A 19,730-nucleotide genomic window follows, 5' to 3' on the forward strand; every position below is an offset into this window, starting at 1 on the left:
GCGTCGGACTCCTACCGCGACTACCTCGAACTACACGGCCTGTCCGTGCAGTTGGCCGAGGCACTCGCCGAGTACTGGCACGCACGCGTACGTTCGGAGCTGGGCTTCGCGGGTGAGGACCCGGCCGACATGGAGGACATGTTCGCCCTGAAGTACCGGGGCGCGCGGTTCTCCCTCGGCTATGGCGCCTGCCCGAACCTGGAGGACCGCGCCAAGATCGCGGACCTGCTGAAGCCGGAACGCATCGGCGTCCAGCTGTCCGAGGAGTTCCAGCTGCACCCGGAGCAGTCCACCGACGCGATCGTCATCCACCACCCGGAGGCGAAGTACTTCAACGCACGCTGAGGCGTGTCTCACAGAGCGCGCTGATCGGATACGCCGTAAACTGGTCGGTCCACCGCAGGCCGGTTCCCCATGTGGGAACCGGCCTGATCGTCCCTCAAGGAGGTGTGCCCGGATGACCAGTACGGTCCCCGCGCCAGTAACCCGTACGGCCGAAGGCTCCGCCCTGCAGGCCGTGCTCCTCGACATGGACGGAACCCTGGTGGACACCGAGGGCTTCTGGTGGGACGTCGAGGTCGAGATCTTCGCCGGTCTCGGACACACCCTCGACGACTCCTGGCGCCATGTCGTGGTCGGCGGCCCCATGACCCGCAGCGCGGGGTTCCTGATCGAGGCCACCAAAGCCGACATCACCCTCGCCGAACTCACGGTGCTGCTCAACCAGGGCTTCGAGGACCGCATCGACCGCGCCCTGCCGCTGATGCCGGGAGCCACCCGGCTGCTGACGGAGTTGGCTACGCACGAGATCCCCACGGCCCTGGTCTCCGCCTCGCACCGGCGCATCATCGACCGGGTGCTGACGTCCCTCGGCCCCCAGTACTTCGCCCTGACCGTCGCCGGCGACGAGGTGCCGCGCACCAAGCCGCATCCCGACCCCTATCTGTTCGCCGCCGCCGGGCTCGGCGCGGATCCGGCCAGATGCGCGGTCGTCGAGGACACCGCGACCGGCGTCGCGGCGGCGGAGGCCGCGGGCTGCCATGTGGTGGCGGTGCCCTCCGTGGCACCCATCGCTCCGGCCGCCCGGCGTACGGTCGTGACCTCACTCGAAGAGGTCGACCTGGCCTTTCTGCGCGGTCTGTTGACGATTTGACGATCTAACGGCGCCTTGATGACGGAAATGCGCAAGGCGTTCACGCAGCGTGCGGTGCCGATAGGACGGGAATTCCACGGGGCGTGTCCAAGGGAATTCGAACCGCACCGGATGGCTGAATTCCGGTGTCTCCGCACACCGTTCAGTATGTGACGTTCCCCACGCCATCAGGGGTCGACAGAGACGCCGACGTGTGCCGTCCCCCCTCGTTCGGGGGGAGTGGGCGTGCCCTTGTGTCCCGATTCATCAAAGCCTGCACTAATCCTTCCCCCCTCGGGTTTCCGGTCCGTTCGCAGCCGGTTCCGCTGCGTGATGGGCACTCAACTCCGGTCGCTGCGAACCCCCGTGCTGGTGCGGACTAATCTCCTAGCGAGAACACCGACCTCACCCCGTGATCCGCCGCACCACCCATGCATGCCGGGTACACGGACTGGACAGCTCTGGAGAAACTCGAGCATGAACCGCAAGACTTTGGTGCTGCCGGCCGTGATCGGCCTGCTCGCGCCGGTGCTCGCCGCCTGCGGCGGGTCCGACGGCGGGAGCGGCGGCGACGCGATCGTCGTCGGCACCACGGACCGGTTCACCGCTTCGAAGGACGCCCCCGCGCCCCTCGACCCGGCCTACGCCTACGACGTCGGCACCTGGAACATCCTGCGCCAGACCGTGCAGACCCTGATGATCCAGCCGAAGGGCGACGGCGAGCCCGTCCCCGAGGCCGCCCAGAGCTGCGGCTTCACCGACTCCGGCAACGAGCGCTACGCCTGCAAGCTCCGTGACGGCCTGAAGTTCGCGGGTGGCGACGCCGTCACCGCCGAGGACGTGAAGTTCTCCATCGACCGCGCTCGCGCCATCCAGTCCGACAGCGGTGTGTTCGCCCTGCTGTCCACCATCGACACCGTCGAGACGCGGGGCGACGACGAAGTCATCTTCCATCTCAAGACCGCAGACGCCACCTTCCCGTACAAGCTGTCGACGCCCGTCGCCGGCATCGTCAACCCGGACGACTACGAGAAGAACAAGCTGCGCGACGGCTTCGACGTGGACGGCTCGGGCCCGTACACCATGCGGGCCGACGTCAAGGGCGACGAACTCGTCGACGCCGTGTTCACCAAGAACCCCAACTACAAGGGGACGCTGAAGGTGAACAACGACAAGGTCGAGTTGCGCTCCTTCGCGGACGCCGAGGACATGGGCGGCGCGCTGGAGAAGGGCGACATCGACCTGATGACCCGCTCGATGTCGCCGGCCCAGATCCAGAAGCTGTCCAACGCGTCCGGCGGCGCCGTCGACCTCGTCGAGGTGGCCGGCCTGGAGATCCGCTACCTGGCCTTCAACACCAGCGCCCCGGCCGTGAAGTCCAAGGCCGTCCGCGAGGCGATGGCCCAGGTCGTCAACCGCAGCGAACTCGTCTCCAAGGTCTACGGCTCCCAGGCCGAGCCGCTGTACTCGATGGTCCCGGCCTCCATCACCGGTCACTCCAACTCGTTCTTCAACAAGTACGGCGACCCGAGCGTCGGCAAGGCCAAGTCCATCCTGAACAGGGCCAACATCACCACACCGGTGAAGCTGACCCTGCACTACACGACCGACCACTACGGCTCGGCCACCAAGGAAGAGTTCGAGGTGCTGCAGAAGCAGCTCAACGACAGCGGCCTGTTCGACGTGACCATCAAGGGCGAGCCCTGGGCGACGTTCGTCCCGGCCGAGCGCAAGGGCGAGTACGAGGTCTGGGGCATGGGCTGGTTCCCGGACTTCCCGGACGCCGACAGCTACATCGCGCCGTTCCTCGACAAGGACAACTTCCTCAAGCTGCCGTACGCCAACAGCCAGATCCGCAACACCCTCATTCCGGAGTCCCGCCGCGAGGCCGACCGGCTGTCCGCCGTCGGCAGTCTGACGGACATTCAGGACATCGTCGCCGAGGACGTTCCGCTGCTGCCGCTGTGGCAGGGCAAGCAGTACGTCGCCGCCCGCGACGACGTCACGGGCACGGCCTACGCCCTCAACTCCTCCTCGACGCTTCAGCTGTGGGAGCTCGGCCGCGGTATGAGCGGCTGACACCTTCCCCTGCCCGGGGCCCGGGAGGGGCGGCCCCGGGGTCCATACAACCGACCAAAGGCACCTGCACGTGAATATGCGCAACCAGTGGCCGGTCCTGCCCATCGTGGCAGGACTGGCCTCCGGCCTGTTGACCGGCTGCGGAACGGAGTCCGGGGGCTCCGGGGGCAGCGGCTCATCGGTGGTGATGGGGATGTCCGACGACGTCCTGGCCACCGACCCCGCCTCCGGCTACGACCCCGGCTCCTGGCTGTTGTTCAACAACGTCTTCCAGTCGCTGCTGAGCTTCCCCAAGGGCAGCACCGAACCCCAGCCGGAGGCCGCCGAGGAGTGCTCCTTCACGGACACGCGGACCCAGGTCTACGAGTGCACCCTGAAGGACGGACTGAAGTTCAGCAACGGTGATTCGCTCACCTCAAAGGACGTCAAGTTCTCCTTCGACCGCATGCTGAAGATCAACGACGACACCGGCCCCGCGATCATGTTCCCCATGCTCGACAAGGTCGAGACGCCGGACGAGGAGACGGTGGTCTTCCGCCTCAACACGCCCGACGCCACCTTCCCGAGCAAGATCGCCTCCGGCGCCGGCTCCATCGTCGACCACACGCAGTACGACGCCGACAGCCTGCGCGAGGACGGCGAGGCGATCGGCTCCGGCCCCTACAAGCTGGAGTCGTTCAGCGAGGACGAGGCCGTCTTCTCGGTCAACGAGAACTACAAGGGCACCGCCGACGTGCAGAACACCGGCGTGACGCTCAAGTTCTTCCAGGGCGACCAGTCCGCCCTGAAGCGGGCCCTGCTCGCCAAGAAGATCGACCTCGCCTACCGCGGCCTCAGCGCGAGCGACATCGCCGACATCGAGAAGACCGGCGACAACTCCGGCGTCGAGGTCGTCGAGGGCAGCAGCGCCGAAGTCCAGCACCTGGTCTTCAACATGGACGACCCGGTGGCCGGACAGCTCGGCGTGCGCAAGGCCGTCGCCCACCTGCTCGACCGGGACGCCCTCATCAGGGACGTCTACCAGGGCACGGCCACCCCGCTGTACTCGATCATCCCGGCCGGAATCTCCGGCCACAACACGGCCTTCTTCGACACCTACGGTGCCCGACCCTCCAAGGCCAAGGCCGCCGCCGCGCTGCAGAGCGACGGCATCACCGACAAGGTGAAGCTGACCCTCTGGTCGACCCCGTCCCGCTACGGCCCGGCCACCGACGCCCTGATGAAGGCGATCGCCGGCCAGCTCAACGCCAGCGGCCTGTTCGACGCCGACGTGAAGTCCGTGGCCTTCGACCAGTACGAGAAGGACATAGAAGCCGGCAAGTACGGCGTCTACGTCAAGGGCTGGGTGCCCGACTACCCCGACGCCGACAACTTCACGGCCCCCTTCTTCGGCAAGGGCAACGTGCTGAGCAACAACTACACCAACAGCACCATCACCGGCACGCTCATCCCGCAGACCGCCGCCCAGAGCGACCGGGCCGCGACCGACGAGAACTACGGCAAGCTCCAGGACATCGTCGCCGACGAACTGCCCGTCCTGCCCGTCTGGCAGGCCAAGCAGTACGCGGTCACCCGCGACGACGTCTACGGCCTGGAGTACTGCCTCGACGCCTCGACCGTGTTCCGCTTCTGGGAGCTCAGCAAGGACTGACAGACCGCCGTACGAACGCAGAGGGCGCCCCTTGCCGACAAGGGGCGCCCTCTGCGTCGTAGAACCTCTTACTGAGCTCCGGGGCGCACCAGCCCGCTCTCGTACGCGTACACCGCCGCCTGCACGCGGTCGCGCAGCCCCAGCTTGGTCAGGACGTGCCCGACGTGTGTCTTGACGGTGGTTTCGCTGACGAAGAGATCGGCGGCGATCTCCGCGTTGGACAGGCCACGCGCCACCAGCTTCAGCACCTCCACCTCACGCTCGGTGAGCGTGTGCAGGGTGTCCGGCACCGGTTCGTCGCCGGACGGCAGATGCGTGGCGTACTTGTCGAGCAGCCGGCGCGTGATGCTCGGCGCGAGCATCGCCTCGCCCGCGGCCACCACCCGGATCGCCTGCACCAGTTCGTTGGCCGGGGCGTCCTTCAGCAGGAACCCGCTGGCGCCCGCCTTCAGCGCCTCCACCACATACTCGTCGAGGTCGAAAGTGGTCAGCACCAGCACCTTGGCCGGGCCGTCCCGCCCGGGACCGGTGATCTGCCGGGTCGCCTCCACACCGTCCATCCGCGGCATACGGATGTCCATCAGAACCACATCGGGCTGCAGCGCCCGCACCTGGTCGAGAGCCTGGAGGCCGTCGCCGGCCTCGCCGACGACCGCGAGATCCTGCTCCGCCTCGAGGATCATCCGGAAGCCGGTACGCAGCAGCGGCTGGTCGTCGACCAGTAGGACGCGGATGGCCACGTGAGTCTCCTTCGCTAGTCCGGCCCCATTCTGCCCTGCGGCACGCCACCGGACTCCGCCGCCCTCACCGGGAGCGGATAGGGCGGGGGAGTGCCGCCGAACTCCGGGCAGTGCTCCTGGTGGTCGCACCACCCGCACAGCTTGGTGGGGCGGGGCCGCCACTCACCGGTCTCGGTCGCCAGCCGGATCGCGTCCCACAGCGCGTGCAGCTTGCGCTCGACGCGCTCCAGGTCGGCGAGGACGGGGTCGTACGTCACGACGTCACCACTGCCCAGATAGACCAGCTGGAGCCGCCGCGGAATCACCTTCTTCAGCCGCCAGACGACCAGGGCGTAGAACTTCATCTGGAACAGGGCACCTTCGGCGTACTCCGGCCGGGGTGCCTTGCCCGTCTTGTAGTCGACGATCCGCACCTCGCCGGTGGGCGCCACATCGACCCGGTCGATGATCCCGCGCAGCCTCAGCCCGGAGTCCAGCTCCGCCTCGATGAACAGCTCACGCTCCGCCGGTTCGAGCCGGGTCGGGTCCTCCAGCGTGAACCAGCGCTCCACGAGCCGCTCCGCCTCGCCGAGCCAGCGCGCCATCCGCTCGCCCTCCGGATCATCGGCGAACAGCTCCACGACCTCCGGCCTGCTCTCGCGCAGCCGGTCCCACTGACCGGGGATGAGCGACTTGGCGCGGGGCGCGGTCCGCTCGGCGGCCGGGGCGTCGAAGAGCCGCTCCAGGACCGCGTGCACCAGCGTCCCCCGGGTCGCCGCCTCGCTCGGCTTCTCGGGCAGCCGGTCGATCACCCGGAACCGGTACAGCAGCGGGCACTGCATGAAGTCACTGGCACGCGAGGGAGACAGCGAGGCGGGAGGTATGGCGACCACCTCGGCCACGGGCGCCACATCCCCCGCCGCCGTCGGCTCGGCCGCGACCGGCGGATCCGCCGGTGCGGTATCGCCACTGTGGGCCTCCGCGGGGCCCTCGGTGCTCGTCTCCATGACCACAGACCATACGGCCCGCCACTGACAGTGACGCAGCCGCGGTCCCCGACCGCCGCGAGAGCGGAGCAAAGGCAGGGGGTGCCGGGGCGGAACGCATCGCGACGGCCGCATACCATCGACCCGAGACCCTTCCGCCCTGCAGGCGCGGAAGACGCTTCGAACGAGGGGACATCGTGGACGAGAGCGGCGGGAGCGGGCAGCCGCGGTCCGGCAACGACGAGTCGGCCGAGCGCCACGGGGGGCCTGTGACGCCGGCCGGCGATCCCGCACACCCCGACCCGACCCCGCAGGGCACCGGCAACGACGACGCCGTCCCGGCCGACGAACAGACCATGGTGGTACGACGGTTCGACGCGCGGCACGATGACGCCGAGGGGCGCGGCCTCCGGGGACAGGACGCGCCCGGCCGTGGCGCGCGGGGGCAGGACGCGCCCGGCCGCGCTGAAGAGGAACCCGGCGCGAAGCCCGCCGTAGGCCCCGCCGCCGAGCCTGCGATCTCACCATCGCCCTCGGAAGCCACCCCGGGCCCGGCCGACCCCGGCCCGGCGGACGGAACCGCGCCCGACCGGGCGACACCCCCCACACCCCCCGGCGACCGACCGACTCCGCACACGCCCGGCGACGCCCGGCCCCCCGCCGGAGCCGACCGCCCCCTCGCTCACTCCGGTCTCGCCAAGGGACGTCCGCCCCAGCGCCCGGCGCCCCGGGGCGGTCTGCTGATGGGACGGCCGTTCGGCGTGCCCGTGTACGTCGCGCCCAGCTGGTTCCTCGTCGCCGCCCTGATCACATGGGTGTTCGGCGGCCAGCTCGACCGCGTACTGCCGGAACTCGGCGCCGCCCGCTACCTCGTCTCCCTCTTCTTCGCGGTCGCCTTCTACGCCTCGGTCCTCGTCCACGAACTGGCCCACACCGTCGCCGCCCTCCGCTTCAAGCTCCCGGTCCGCCGCATCCAGCTCCAGTTCTTCGGCGGAGTCTCCGAGATCGAGAAGGAGGCCGAGACGCCCGGACGGGAGTTCGTACTGGCCTTCGTCGGGCCACTGCTCTCCCTCGTCCTCGCCGGCCTGTTCTACCTCGCCCTGCTGCCCATCGAGCCCGGCACCGTACCGGGCGTCCTGCTGGCGGGCCTGATGATCTCCAACCTCATCGTGGCCGCCTTCAACCTCCTGCCCGGCCTCCCCCTCGACGGCGGCCGCATGCTCCGCGCCGTCGTCTGGAAAATCACCGGCAAGCCCATGAACGGCACCATCGCCGCCGCCTGGGTCGGCCGCGCCCTCGCCGTCTCCGTCCTGATCGGCCTGCCGCTGCTCACCCAGTCCGGGGCGCTCGGCTCCAACGCCGAGGACAACGTCGGCATGGACACCGTCATGGACGCCCTGCTCGCCGCCATCCTCGCCGCGATCATCTGGACCGGCGCCGGCAACAGCCTGCGCATGGCCCGCCTGCGCGAACACCTCCCCGAACTGCGCGCCCGCAGCCTCACCCGCCGCGCGGTCCCCGTCGAGACCGACACCCCCCTGTCCGAGGCCCTGCGCCGCGCCAACGCCGCCGGAGCCCGCGCCCTGGTCGTCGTCGACCCCGACGGCACCCCGATCTCCCTCGTCCGCGAGGCCGCCATCGTCGGCGTACCGGAACACCGCCGCCCCTGGGTCGCCGTCAGCGGCCTCGCCCAGGACCTCACCGACGGCATGCGCGTCTCGGCCGAGCTGGCCGGAGAAGACCTCCTGGACGCCCTGCGCGCCACCCCCGCCACCGAGTACCTGGTGGTCGAGGAGACCGGCGAGATCTACGGCGTCCTGTCCGCGGCCGACGTGGAACGCGCCTTCGTGAAGGCGATGGCCAGGCCCTCGGCCTAGGAGCGGCCCGGTGGTCGGCGGCCCTCGCAAACGCCGGTAGGCTGTTCACATGTCCGAACCGACCGGTGCCGCCCGCCGTCGCGGGCCCTTCAAGGTCGGGGACCAGGTACAGCTGACCGACCCCAAGGGCCGCCACTACACGTTCACGCTCGAAGCCGGGAAGAACTTCCACACCCACAAGGGTTCCTTCCCGCACGACGAACTGATCGGCGCTCCCGAGGGCAGCGTTGTCCGCACCACCGGGAACGTCGCCTACCTCGCGCTGCGCCCCCTGCTCCCCGACTACGTCCTGTCCATGCCCCGCGGGGCAGCCGTCGTCTACCCCAAGGACGCGGGGCAGATCCTCGCCTTCGCCGACATCTTCCCCGGCGCACGCGTCGTGGAGGCCGGCGTCGGCTCCGGCTCGCTCAGCAGCTTCCTGCTGCGCGCCATCGGCGACCAGGGCATGCTGCACAGCTACGAGCGCCGCGCCGACTTCGCCGAGATCGCGCAGGCGAACGTCGAGCGCTACTTCGGCGGCCCGCACCCCGCCTGGCAGCTCACCGTCGGCGACCTCCAGGACAACCTGTCCGACACCGACGTCGACCGCGTCATCCTCGACATGCTCGCCCCCTGGGAGTGCCTGGAGGCCATCTCCAAGGCGCTCGTCCCCGGCGGCATCCTCTGCTGCTACGTCGCCACCACCACCCAGCTCGCGAGGACCGTCGAGTCCATCCGCGAGATCGGCTGCTTCAACGAGCCGACCGCCTGGGAGACGATGATCCGCAACTGGCACATCGAGGGCCTGGCCGTCCGCCCGGACCACCGGATGATCGGCCACACCGGCTTCCTGCTCACCGCCCGCCGCCTCGCCGACGGCGTCGAGCCGCCCATGCGCCGCCGCCGTCCCGCCAAGGGCGCCTACGGCGAGGACTACGCCGGCCCCAACGCCGACGGAGGCACCGGCGGCCGCTAGGCGGTCCGCCCCAGAGCGGCCTGTGCCGCGTCAACGTACAAGCGCTGCGGCCGAGTTCCCCCGGACACCGGGGAACTCGGCCGCGTCGTCCTCGTGCTGACGCGGCGCCAAAGCCCGTCAACACAAGGCGTCAACCGCGCGCCCGGAACTCCGACCCCGCCGTTCCCTGGCACTGTGACGTGTGGCACCATGCTGAGCCACCCCCACCGGCACAGCCCTCACAGGAGACGCTCCGAGTGCAGCAACCCGCCGTCCCGGAACTGGCACACACCCACACCCGTCCGATCCACTGGGTCGCCACCGCGTCGGCGGTCGCCGGAGTCGTGGCCCTGTCCTCGGTCCTGCAGCCCAACCCGGCCACGGCGGCCCAGGCGGCCGGCCCGGAGAACAAGCCCGCCCCGGCGATCACCGCACCCCCCGACCCCGCGGGCGTCGACTTCCCCCTCGAATGCGGTCCGGTCAGGGCGCTCGTGGTGAAGAAGGCATCCGGAGACCTCGACGGCGACGGCAAACCGGAAACGGTGGCCGTGGTGCACTGCGACGCCCCCATGGGCACCCCGCCCGACGCCGTGTACGTCATCACCCGGGCCGCGGACACCGGTGCCCCCCGCCTCGTCGCCACCCTGGTCGACCCCAAGGACCGCCGCACCGTCACCGACTTCGCCGTCCGGGACGGAGCCGTCCTCGCGACGCTGCTCGGCTACTCCTCCTCCGCCGTACCCAGTTGCTGCCCCGACACGAAGGACAGCGCGAAGTGGCAGTGGAAGGACGACGCCTTCGTCCGCTCGACACCCCGCGGAGCGCACGCCGTCTGAGCCGCGCCAACCCTGCGGATGTGAGAAATCAGACAAAGGTAACGGGGAGCGCCTTCGCGGTCACTCCGCGTCCGCGTCCGGGCCGTACACCTCGACCCTGTCCGAAGCCCGGCGCACATGGATGCACTCGCCCGGACACTCCTTGGCGGAGTCCACCACATCCGTGAGAAGCGGCAGCGGTACGGGCGTTGTGGCCCCCTTGCCCTGCAACAGCTCGTCGTCCGCGCCCTTCACATAGGCCAGGCCGTCGATGTCCAGCTCGAACACCTCGGGCGCGTACTGGGCACAGATGCCGTCGCCGGTACAGAGGTCCTGATCGATCCAGACCTCCAGGGCCTCGCCGCCGACCCCGGCCTCCTGCTGCACGCTCATCTCTCCTGCCGTTTCCTGCGTCGGGTCCCCGACCGCGAAAGCAAGTCGGTCCTGCCCTGACGGGTGTTGAACACTTCGACCCTACCTCCGGCCGCTTTCAGCCACGTTCGGTGCACATTCCCCCGACGGGTGAGATGCCTCCGATCGCCCGCCCCGGCCGGTCGGACCCGGCCGGCGACCGCCGGAAGCCGAGCCGCATCGCGGGTGACGCGCTCCGTCCAGCCGGACACCCAGCGTCACATGACCAGGCCCCCGGGCGGCCCCGGACGCCTCACCGGCCGGCCCGGAAGCCACCGCCGACCCCGCCCCCACCGACCGACCGCGGCCGTTTTCGCCCAGGCAGCCCCGCCCCCGACCACCGCAACTCCGGTCAGCAGTGCAGGTATTTGACCACTCCGGCCTGGAACAGGCCGCTTCTGAATGTCGTTGAGTGGGTATCCACACCGCGTGAGGAAGAGCACGGGGTGTGGCCGACGACACACCTTGACAGTCTTTGTGATCTAGGGGTTTCAATCGACACCCACCCAGGTAGGGTCTGGAAGCGTCCAGCTCCCCTTGGAGGAGGTGAGGACCGTGGCAGCCCACGACGACGACATGAACCGCGGCATCCGCCCGGGACGAGGGTCCGAAGACCCTGCCGGGCAGATTGCCTACCTTGAGCAGGAGATCGCCGTCCTGCGACGCAAGCTCGCCGACTCTCCGCGACACACGAGGATTCTCGAAGAGCGGATCGTCGAGCTGCAGACCAACCTGGCCGGCGTGTCCGCCCAGAACGAGCGACTCGCCAACACGCTCCGTGAGGCCCGCGACCAGATCGTGGCCCTCAAGGAGGAGGTCGACCGGCTCGCACAGCCGCCGGCCGGCTTCGGTGTCTTCCTCACGGCGAACGAGGACGGCACGGCCGACATCTTCACCGGAGGCCGCAAACTCCGGGTGAACGTCAGCCCCAGCGTCGAGCTCGACGAGCTCCGGCGCGGCCAGGAAGTGATGCTCAACGAAGCTCTCAACGTGGTCGAAGCCATGCAGTTCGAGCGCGTCGGGGACATCGTCACCCTCAAGGAGATCCTCGAGGACGGCGAGCGCGCCCTGGTGCTCGGGCACACCGACGAGGAACGGGTGGTACGGCTCGCCGAGCCGTTGCTGGACGTCACCATCCGCCCCGGCGACGCCCTGCTGCTCGAACCCCGCTCCGGCTACGTCTACGAGGTCGTCCCCAAGAGCGAGGTCGAAGAGCTCGTCCTCGAAGAAGTACCGGACATCGGCTACGAGCAGATCGGCGGCCTGGGCAACCAGATCGAAATGATCCGCGACGCGGTCGAGCTCCCGTACCTCTACCCGGACCTGTTCAAGGAGCACGAACTGCGCCCGCCCAAGGGCGTCCTCCTGTACGGACCGCCCGGATGCGGCAAGACGCTCATCGCCAAGGCCGTCGCCAACTCGCTGGCCAAGAAGGTCGCCGAGGTCACCGGCCAGGCCACCGGCAAGAGCTTCTTCCTCAACATCAAGGGCCCCGAGCTGCTGAACAAGTACGTCGGCGAGACCGAGCGGCAGATCCGCCTCGTCTTCCAGCGTGCCCGTGAGAAGGCCAGCGAGGGCACCCCCGTCATCGTCTTCTTCGACGAGATGGAATCCCTCTTCCGCACCCGAGGCTCGGGCGTCAGCTCGGACGTGGAGAACACCATCGTCCCCCAGCTGCTCGCCGAGATCGACGGCGTGGAGGGCCTGCAGAACGTGGTCGTGATCGGCGCCTCCAACCGCGAGGACATGATCGACCCCGCCATCCTGCGGCCCGGCCGGCTCGACGTGAAGATCAAGATCGAGCGTCCGGACGCCGAAGCGGCGAAGGACATCTTCCAGAAGTACCTCACCGAGCGCCTCCCGCTGCACTCCGAGGACGTCGGAGAGCACGGCGGCGACAGGGCCTCCACGGTCCAGAGCATGATCCAGACGGCCGTGGAACAGATGTACGCCGAATCCGAGGAAAACCGCTTCCTGGAGGTCACCTACGCCAACGGCGACAAGGAAGTCCTTTACTTCAAGGACTTCAATTCCGGCGCCATGATCGAGAACATCGTGGGCCGCGCCAAGAAGATGGCGATCAAGGACTTCCTCGAGCACAACCAGAAGGGCCTCCGCGTCTCCCACCTCCTCCAGGCGTGCGTGGACGAGTTCAAGGAGAATGAGGACCTGCCCAACACCACCAACCCGGACGACTGGGCCCGTATCTCCGGAAAGAAGGGCGAACGGATCGTCTACATCCGTACCCTCATCACCGGAAAGCAGGGCGCGGACACCGGACGCTCCATCGACACGGTGGCGAACACCGGTCAGTACCTGTAAAACGCAGGGCGGCTGCGGGTGCCCTCACCGGGTACCCGCAGCCGACTGTTTTACGGGCCACGGCTGGAGCAACCCAATGACGCAAATGATCTCCCCACCAGCGCAAAGGCGTTCTAGGCTCTTCCATACCGCCGAGTCGCGCAGTGCGGGGACGGGCACCGCACACGCACCGGAGCGCCAGCGGTACTTGAGCGGCGCCCCCGACCGAGGGCGCCGCCGGGCAAGGAGGGCCGCATGACCGTACGGCGAGTAATGGGCATCGAGACGGAGTACGGGATCTCCGTCCCCGGCCACCCCAACGCCAATGCCATGCTCACCTCATCCCAGATCGTCAACGCCTACGCAGCGGCGATGCACCGGGCCCGCCGGGCCCGCTGGGACTTCGAGGAGGAGAACCCGCTGCGGGACGCGCGAGGCTTCGACCTCGCCCGCGAGGCCGCCGACTCCAGCCAGCTCACCGACGAGGACATCGGCCTCGCCAACGTGATCCTCACCAACGGTGCGCGGCTCTACGTCGACCACGCACACCCCGAATACAGCGCCCCCGAGGTCACCAACCCCCGCGACGCCGTCCTGTGGGACAAGGCCGGCGAGCGGATCATGGCCGAGGCAGCGGACCGGGCCGCTCAGCTGCCCGGTGCCCAGCCGATCCACCTCTACAAGAACAACACCGACAACAAGGGCGCGTCCTACGGCACGCACGAGAACTACCTGATGAAGCGGGAGACCCCCTTCTCGGACATCGTGCGCCACCTCACGCCGTTCTTCGTCTCCCGCCAGGTCTTCGCCGGAGCCGGCCGCGTCGGCATCGGCCAGGACGGGCACGAGCACGGCTTCCAGCTCAGTCAGCGCGCCGACTACTTCGAAGTCGAGGTCGGCCTCGAGACCACCCTCAAGCGCCCGATCATCAACACCCGAGACGAGCCGCACGCCGACGCCGAGAAATACCGCCGGCTGCACGTGATCATCGGGGACGCGAACCTCTCGGAGATCTCGACGTACCTCAAGCTGGGCACGACCGCCCTGGTCCTGTCCATGATCGAGGACGGCTTCATCGCCGTCGACCTGGCCGTCGACCAGCCCGTCCGCACCCTCCATCAGGTCTCCCACGACCCGACACTCAAGCGCCTGGTCACGCTCCGCAGCGGCCGGACACTCACCGCGGTCCAGTTGCAGATGGAGTACTTCGAGCTGTCCCGCAAGTACGTCGAGGAGCGGTACGGCGCGGACGCCGACGACCAGACCAAGGACATCCTGGCGCGCTGGGAGGACACCCTCAACCGCCTGGAGCGGGACCCGATGAGCCTGGCCGGCGAGCTGGACTGGGTCGCCAAGCGGGAGCTCATGGAGGGCTACCGCCGCCGCGACAGCCTCGACTGGGACGCGGCCAGGCTCCACCTGGTCGACCTCCAGTACGCCGACGTACGGCCCGAGAAGGGCCTCTACAACCGTCTCGCGGCCCGCGGCCGCATGAAGCGCCTGCTGGACGACGGCGAGGTCGAGCGGGCCCGTACGAAGCCGCCGGAGGACACGCGTGCGTACTTCCGCGGCCGCTGCCTGGAGCAGTACGCCGACGACGTCGCCGCTGCCTCCTGGGACTCCGTGATCTTCGACCTGCCGGGCCGGGACTCCCTCCAGCGCGTTCCAACCCTGGAACCGCTTCGCGGAACGCGTAATCACGTCAAGGAACTCCTGGACCGCTGCCGCACGGCGGAAGACCTGGTCAGGGTGCTGTCGGGCGGCTAGCGGGTACTCGGGGCCGGCTCGGTCCCACAGGGTGGAATCCTCGGCGTCCGGGAATCATCGAGGTGGTCCCCGGACGTTGAGGGAACTGCGGGGCCGATGTCGGACCCTGCTTGTAGGGTCTGATCAAGAACGTCGAACCGAGCGGGGTGAGGGTTATGGCGACCAAGGACACCGGCGGCGGACAGCAGAAGGCGACGCGCAACACCGAAGAGGTCGAGGAGACGCCCGAGGCGCAGGTATCCGAGGACCTCAAGGAGCGCCAGGAGAAGCTGAGCGACGACGTGGACTCGGTGCTGGACGAGATTGACGATGTCCTCGAGGAAAATGCGGAGGATTTCGTGCGGAGTTTCGTTCAGAAGGGCGGCCAGTAGGCCGCTTTGGCCTTCGAATCGAAGGTTCGAGGGTTCCGGGGGTCGTGGGTGCAGGAAGAGCAGATGGTGAAGCGCTGCTCGCGGTGCAAGGAGTCCAAGCCGCGAGCGGCCTTCGCCGCCAACAGGGCAGCTCGGGACGGGCCGCAGGCCTACTGCCGGGAGGGCTGGGCCGAGTACCACCAGGCCCGGCAGTTGGCCAAGGGGAAGAACGTCCGGCCGCGGGTGCAGACCCCCGAGGGGCACAAGTTCTGTCGCGGTTGCGGTGAGATCAAGCCGCACAGCGAGTGGCATCGCAACGCGACTGCTTCCGACGGCCTCTCGACGAGTTGCGAGACGTGCCGGGCCAGCAAGGGGCGTGCCGGTCACCTGGAGCGCCAGTACGGCATCACCGAAGCCGACCGCGACGAGTTGATCTCTTCTCAAGCGGGCGTCTGCCGCATATGTTTGGCGGCCCCGGCCGCACATGTGGATCACTGCCACAACACGGGTAGGGTCCGAGGCGTACTGTGCTTCAGCTGCAACGCCGCACTGGGGCAGTTCAAGGATCGGCCCGACGTCATAAGGCGGGCTGCTGCTTACGTGGAAGGAATCGCGTGGAAGCCAACACTCGTAGCACCGGGCGTCTACCAGCTGCCTTCCTGACGCCTGGGTCGTCGTCCTTCATGGACTTCCTGTCCGAGCACCAGCCGGAAATGCTGCCCGGCAACCGGCAGCTGCCCCCCACGCAGGGAGTGATCGAGGCGCCGCACGGGACGACGATCGTGGCCGTGACGTTCCCGGGCGGGGTGGTGCTCGCCGGTGACCGGCGCGCCACTATGGGTAACGTCATCGCTCAGCGTGACATCGAGAAGGTGTTCCCGGCCGACGAGTACTCGGCCGTCGGTATCGCCGGCACCGCCGGTCTGGCCGTCGAGATGGTCAAGCTCTTCCAGCTGGAGCTGGAGCACTTCGAGAAGGTCGAGGGGGCGCAGCTCTCCCTGGAGGGCAAGGCGAACCGGCTGTCGACCATGATCCGTTCCAACCTGGGCATGGCCATGCAGGGCTTGGCCGTGGTTCCGCTCTTCGCCGGGTACGACGTGGACCGGGACAGGGGGCGGATCTTCTCCTACGACGTCACCGGTGGCCGTTCCGAGGAGCAGCACTTCGCGGCCACGGGCTCCGGCTCGATCTTCGCGCGCGGGGCCATGAAGAAGCTCTTCCGTGACGACCTGTCCGAGGCCGATGCCGCGATGCTCGTGGTGCAGGCCTTGTACGACGCGGCAGACGACGACTCGGCGACCGGTGGTCCCGATGTCGCGCGCCGGATCTACCCGATCGTCACCGTGATCACCGAGGACGGCTTCCGTCGGCTCACCGAGGACGAGTCCTCCGAGATCGCCCGCTCGATCCTGGAGCGTCGTCTGGAGCAGCCCGACGGCCCGCGGGCCGCGCTGCTGTAGTCGGTGACCCGGTCTTATCAAGGTGATCCTGTGACTTCGACAGAAAGGGACGGATAACCGGTGTCGACGCCGTTCTATGTCTCACCCCAGCAGGCCATGGCCGACCGGGCGGAGTACGCCCGCAAGGGCATCGCCCGTGGCCGCAGCCTGGTTGTGCTGCAGTATGCCGACGGCATCGTCTTCGTCGGCGAGAACCCGTCCCGCGCGCTGCACAAGTTCAGCGAGATCTACGACCGGATCGGCTTCGCGGCCGCCGGCAAGTACAACGAGTACGAGAACCTGCGGATCGGCGGTGTGCGGTATGCCGATCTTCGTGGTTACACCTATGACCGTGACGACGTGACCGCCCGTGGTCTGGCCAATGTCTACGCCCAGACGCTGGGCACGATCTTCTCGAGCTCGGCGGAGAAGCCGTACGAGGTGGAGCTGGTGGTCGCCGAGGTCGGGGAGACGCCCGAGGGCGACCAGATCTACCGGCTGCCGCACGACGGTTCGATCGTGGACGAGCACGGCTCGGTCGCGGTCGGCGGCAATGCCGAGCAGATCAGCAGCTATCTGGACCAGCGCCACCAGGACGGCATGAGCCTGGCCGAGGCGCTCAAGCTGGCCGTGCAGGCCCTGTCCCGCGACACCAACGGCAGTGAGCGGGAGATCCCCGCGGAGCGCCTGGAGGTCGCGGTGCTGGATCGTACGCGTCCGCAGGCCCGCAAGTTCAAGCGCATCGTCGGCCGCCAGCTCGCCCGGCTGCTGGAGAGTGGCGGTGCGAGCACCGAGGCGGAGAGCTCTGAGGAGGAGTAGTTCCGTCTCGTCTCATCCCTTGTGTGCCCCGGCCGCTCGCTCGGCCGGGGCACAGGTGGTTCAGGAGGCGCTCGGCGGGGCCGTGGAGGCCCGTACGACGAGTTCGACGGGAATGTCCCCCGCCTCGGGCCGACGGCCCTCCAGGACGGCCAGCAGGGCCTGCATGCCGCGTTCGCCGAAGAGCTCCGCGTCCAGTCGTACGGTGGTCAGCTCCGGGTCGATGGCGGTGGCCAGGGCGAGGTCGTCGAGGCCGGTGACGGAGATGTCGTCGGGGATGCGCAGGCCGAGGCGGCGGACGGCCTTGTAGGCGCCGGCCGCGAGTTTGTCGTCGTCGCAGACCAGGGCGGTGGGGCGGGGGCCGGGGGCCGAGAGCGCGGTCTCTGTGGCGGTCAGGGCGTCCTCGATGGAGATGGGTGCGTGGGCCGTGCGGATCGAGGTGCCGGGGACGGCGCCGACCCGGGTGGCCAGTTCGCGGGCGCGTACGTCGAAGGTCCAGGAGGAGATGTCGGCCGCGAGGTGCAGGAAGCGGCGGTGGCCGAGGCCGAGCAGGTGCTCGGCGACCTGCCGTACTCCGTCGGTGATGTCCAGGTTGACGGTCGCTGCGCCGAGGCTTCCGTACGGGTCGCTGTCCAGCATGACCAGGGGCAGCTGGTCGCCGCGGATGGCGGTGAGGGCGTCGGCGGCCATGGAGGAGGCGATGACGCCGTCCAGGGCGGCCTGGGCGGAGGCGAAGGGGTCGCGGGCGGGTCCGATGCCTTCGGGGGAGGGGTAGAGGACGACGCCGAAGCCGTGTTCGGCGGCGACGCGGGCGGCGCCGGTGTAGACGCCCGCGAAGAATTCGGTCGTCAGGGCGGGGACGACGAGGAGGACCGTGCGGGTGCGGCCGAGGCGGAGGTTGCGGGCGGCGAGGTTGGGGCGGTAGCCGAGTTCGCGGGCGGCTTCGCGGACGCGCTCCGCCGTGGCCTGCGAGACCCGTCCGCGCCATTTGTCGCCGAGCACCAGGGAGACCGCGGCCTGGGAGACGCCGGCGGCCTGGGCGACGTCGCGGCTCGTGGGGCGGGTGCTGGCTCGGGCCACCGGGTGCCTGCGCTTTCGTCTGGACGTGTGAACAGCGCACATGGTACGTATGGCAGCGGACGTTATACGTAAAACTTCATGGGCCACGGCGAGGGAGAGGGCGGGACATGGCCGCGGGATATCTGGAGATCCTCAGGGCGAGGCACGCCGCCCGGCTGCTCGTCGGCACGCTCATAGGACGGCTGCCGAACGCCACCGCCGCGATCGCGATCGTGCTGTTCGTGCGCGCGGAGGGCGGCTCGTACAGCCTGGCCGGGGCCCTCGCGGCCGTCTACGGTGTCGCCAACGCCGTGGGGCAGCCAGTGCTCGGGCGGCTGGTGGATCTCCACGGGCAGCCGCGTGTCCAGCTGCCGGCGGTGGTGCTGTCGGCGCTGGCGATGGCCGCCTTCGCCTTCACGGGCGTCGACCCGCTGCCGCTCGCCTACGTCGCCGTGGCGGCCGCCGGAGTCTTCACACCGCCCCTGGAGGGCGGTCTGCGGGCCCTGTGGCCCTCTGTCCTCCGTAAGGAGGGCCAGGTGCACACGGCTTATGCCATGGACGCCATAGCGCAGGAAGTCATGTTCGCCGTCGGGCCCTTGCTGGTGACGCTGTGCGTGTCGCTGTGGTCGGCGCAGGCGGGGCTGCTGGTCCTGAACGTGATCGGGGTGCTGGGCGCGCTCTCCGTGGTCGTGTCGCCGCCCTCGCGTGCGTGGCGGTCGGCGCCGCGCGAGGCGCACTGGCTCGGCGCGCTCAGGTCGCCTGGACTTCTCGCGCTCCTTGGCGCGTTCCTGTTCGTCGGCATCGCGCTCGGCTCCCTCACCGTGGCGTCCGTGCCGTACGCGGACGACCACGGCGGCGACGTGGTGTACGGCTGGCTGATGGCGGCCGTGGGGCTGGGCGCGCTCGTCGGCGGCACGCTCTACGGGGCACGGCAGTGGACCGGCGAGCCCGCGCGGCGGCTGCAGGTCCTGGTGGCTTTTCTGGCGGTGTGTTATCTGCCGCTGATGCTGATGCCGGGCGTCGTCGCCATGACGCTGCTGACGGTCCTCGCGGGTGTCTTCCTCGCGCCCGCGATCGCCTGCGCGTTCGTCCTGGTCGACCGGCACGCGCCGAGGGGGACGGTCACCGAGGCGTTCTCCTGGCTTGTGACGACGTTCACAGTGGGCCACTCGGTCGGAACAGGGCTGGCGGGACCGGTCGTCGATGCGGGCGGCGCCCTGTGGGGCTTCGCCCTGCCGGGTGCCGCGGGGGGCGTGTCGTCGCTGGTTCTGCTGGCCACGGGGCGGGTCCTCGCAGCTTCCGGTGGGGGAGCGGTGGTCGCGTCTTCATCGGAAAATGATCCAAACCGTGCCGTCGAACCCCGTTTCAGCTCGGGGGATCGGGCGTAATGTTCA

Annotated in this window: 18 protein-coding genes; 14 read left to right on the top strand and 4 right to left on the bottom strand. The window is 69.2% G+C overall.

The annotated features are described in order from the left end of the window. From ABT063_RS19480 to ABT063_RS19495, 4 genes are all read left to right on the top strand, one after another. The coding region (locus ABT063_RS19480; RefSeq protein WP_351058598.1) for a vitamin B12 dependent-methionine synthase activation domain-containing protein at positions 1-345 on the top strand (345 nt) is incomplete at its 5' end. Positions 346-457: 112 nt separating this feature from the next. Beyond that, on the top strand, positions 458-1,153 hold the full coding sequence (locus ABT063_RS19485) for an HAD family hydrolase (protein WP_351058599.1): 696 nt from the start codon (positions 458-460) through the stop codon (positions 1,151-1,153). A 456-nt stretch (positions 1,154-1,609) separates the two neighbouring features. Continuing rightward, positions 1,610-3,211, top strand: a complete 1,602-nt coding sequence (locus tag ABT063_RS19490; RefSeq protein WP_351058600.1) for an ABC transporter substrate-binding protein — start codon at positions 1,610-1,612, stop codon at positions 3,209-3,211. A gap of 70 nt (positions 3,212-3,281) precedes the next feature. Then, positions 3,282-4,862 (top strand): ABC transporter substrate-binding protein, encoded by a 1,581-nt coding sequence (locus ABT063_RS19495; protein ID WP_351058601.1) that lies wholly within the window; start codon positions 3,282-3,284, stop codon positions 4,860-4,862. Positions 4,863-4,930: 68 nt separating this feature from the next. On the opposite strand, the gene ABT063_RS19500 is transcribed toward ABT063_RS19495, so the two are convergent. Both ABT063_RS19500 and ABT063_RS19505 read right to left on the bottom strand, forming a co-directional pair. Continuing rightward, entirely contained in the window at positions 4,931-5,602 is a 672-nt protein-coding gene (locus tag ABT063_RS19500) for a response regulator (RefSeq protein ID WP_093909075.1), read from the bottom strand. A gap of 14 nt (positions 5,603-5,616) precedes the next feature. Beyond that, on the bottom strand, positions 5,617-6,588 hold the full coding sequence (locus ABT063_RS19505) for a RecB family exonuclease (RefSeq protein WP_351058602.1): 972 nt from the start codon (positions 6,586-6,588) through the stop codon (positions 5,617-5,619). Between the two features lie 176 nt (positions 6,589-6,764). On the opposite strand from ABT063_RS19505, the gene ABT063_RS19510 reads away from it, so the two are divergent. The 3 genes from ABT063_RS19510 (at position 6,765) to ABT063_RS19520 (ending at position 10,214) form a co-directional block, all read left to right on the top strand. Then, entirely contained in the window at positions 6,765-8,444 is a 1,680-nt protein-coding gene (locus tag ABT063_RS19510; RefSeq protein WP_351058603.1) for a site-2 protease family protein, read from the top strand. A gap of 49 nt (positions 8,445-8,493) precedes the next feature. After that, on the top strand, positions 8,494-9,399 hold the full coding sequence (locus ABT063_RS19515) for a tRNA (adenine-N1)-methyltransferase (RefSeq protein WP_351058604.1): 906 nt from the start codon (positions 8,494-8,496) through the stop codon (positions 9,397-9,399). Positions 9,400-9,635: 236 nt separating this feature from the next. Beyond that, entirely contained in the window at positions 9,636-10,214 is a 579-nt protein-coding gene (locus ABT063_RS19520; protein WP_351058605.1) for a hypothetical protein, read from the top strand. A 60-nt stretch (positions 10,215-10,274) separates the two neighbouring features. Here the strand turns inward: ABT063_RS19520 and ABT063_RS19525 are convergent, their stop codons facing one another. Beyond that, positions 10,275-10,586 carry a ferredoxin gene (locus tag ABT063_RS19525; RefSeq protein ID WP_351058606.1) on the bottom strand — a complete coding sequence of 104 codons (312 nt, stop codon included), beginning with the start codon at positions 10,584-10,586 and terminating at the stop codon, positions 10,275-10,277. A gap of 573 nt (positions 10,587-11,159) precedes the next feature. On the opposite strand from ABT063_RS19525, the gene arc reads away from it, so the two are divergent. From arc to prcA, 6 genes are all read left to right on the top strand, one after another. Next, a complete protein-coding gene (gene arc / locus ABT063_RS19530; protein WP_351058607.1) occupies positions 11,160-12,926 on the top strand; it encodes a proteasome ATPase in 1,767 nt (588 codons plus the stop codon). A 234-nt stretch (positions 12,927-13,160) separates the two neighbouring features. Beyond that, positions 13,161-14,672, top strand: a complete 1,512-nt coding sequence (gene dop / locus ABT063_RS19535; protein ID WP_351058608.1) for a depupylase/deamidase Dop — start codon at positions 13,161-13,163, stop codon at positions 14,670-14,672. A 155-nt stretch (positions 14,673-14,827) separates the two neighbouring features. Next, on the top strand, positions 14,828-15,043 hold the full coding sequence (locus ABT063_RS19540) for a ubiquitin-like protein Pup (RefSeq protein WP_351058609.1): 216 nt from the start codon (positions 14,828-14,830) through the stop codon (positions 15,041-15,043). 63 nt (positions 15,044-15,106) lie between these two features. Next, positions 15,107-15,685 (top strand): endonuclease VII domain-containing protein, encoded by a 579-nt coding sequence (locus tag ABT063_RS19545; RefSeq protein ID WP_351058610.1) that lies wholly within the window; start codon positions 15,107-15,109, stop codon positions 15,683-15,685. After that, complete coding sequence (gene prcB, locus ABT063_RS19550) at positions 15,637-16,482, top strand: proteasome subunit beta (RefSeq protein ID WP_351058611.1); 846 nt, start codon at positions 15,637-15,639, stop codon at positions 16,480-16,482. The genes ABT063_RS19545 and prcB overlap by 49 nt, the downstream gene beginning before the upstream one ends. 60 nt (positions 16,483-16,542) lie before the next feature. Beyond that, positions 16,543-17,280: a proteasome subunit alpha gene (prcA, locus tag ABT063_RS19555; protein ID WP_351058612.1), complete on the top strand. Its 738-nt coding sequence runs from the start codon at positions 16,543-16,545 to the stop codon at positions 17,278-17,280. A gap of 60 nt (positions 17,281-17,340) precedes the next feature. Here the strand turns inward: prcA and ABT063_RS19560 are convergent, their stop codons facing one another. Further along, positions 17,341-18,357 carry a LacI family DNA-binding transcriptional regulator gene (locus ABT063_RS19560; protein ID WP_351058613.1) on the bottom strand — a complete coding sequence of 339 codons (1,017 nt, stop codon included), beginning with the start codon at positions 18,355-18,357 and terminating at the stop codon, positions 17,341-17,343. A gap of 107 nt (positions 18,358-18,464) precedes the next feature. Between ABT063_RS19560 and ABT063_RS19565 the strand changes: the two genes are divergently transcribed. Beyond that, a complete protein-coding gene (locus ABT063_RS19565) occupies positions 18,465-19,724 on the top strand; it encodes an MFS transporter (RefSeq protein ID WP_351058614.1) in 1,260 nt (419 codons plus the stop codon). Positions 19,725-19,730 lie beyond the last annotated feature (6 nt).

Source organism: Streptomyces sp. NPDC002838 (assembly GCF_040295365.1).
Classification (GTDB): domain Bacteria; phylum Actinomycetota; class Actinomycetes; order Streptomycetales; family Streptomycetaceae; genus Streptomyces.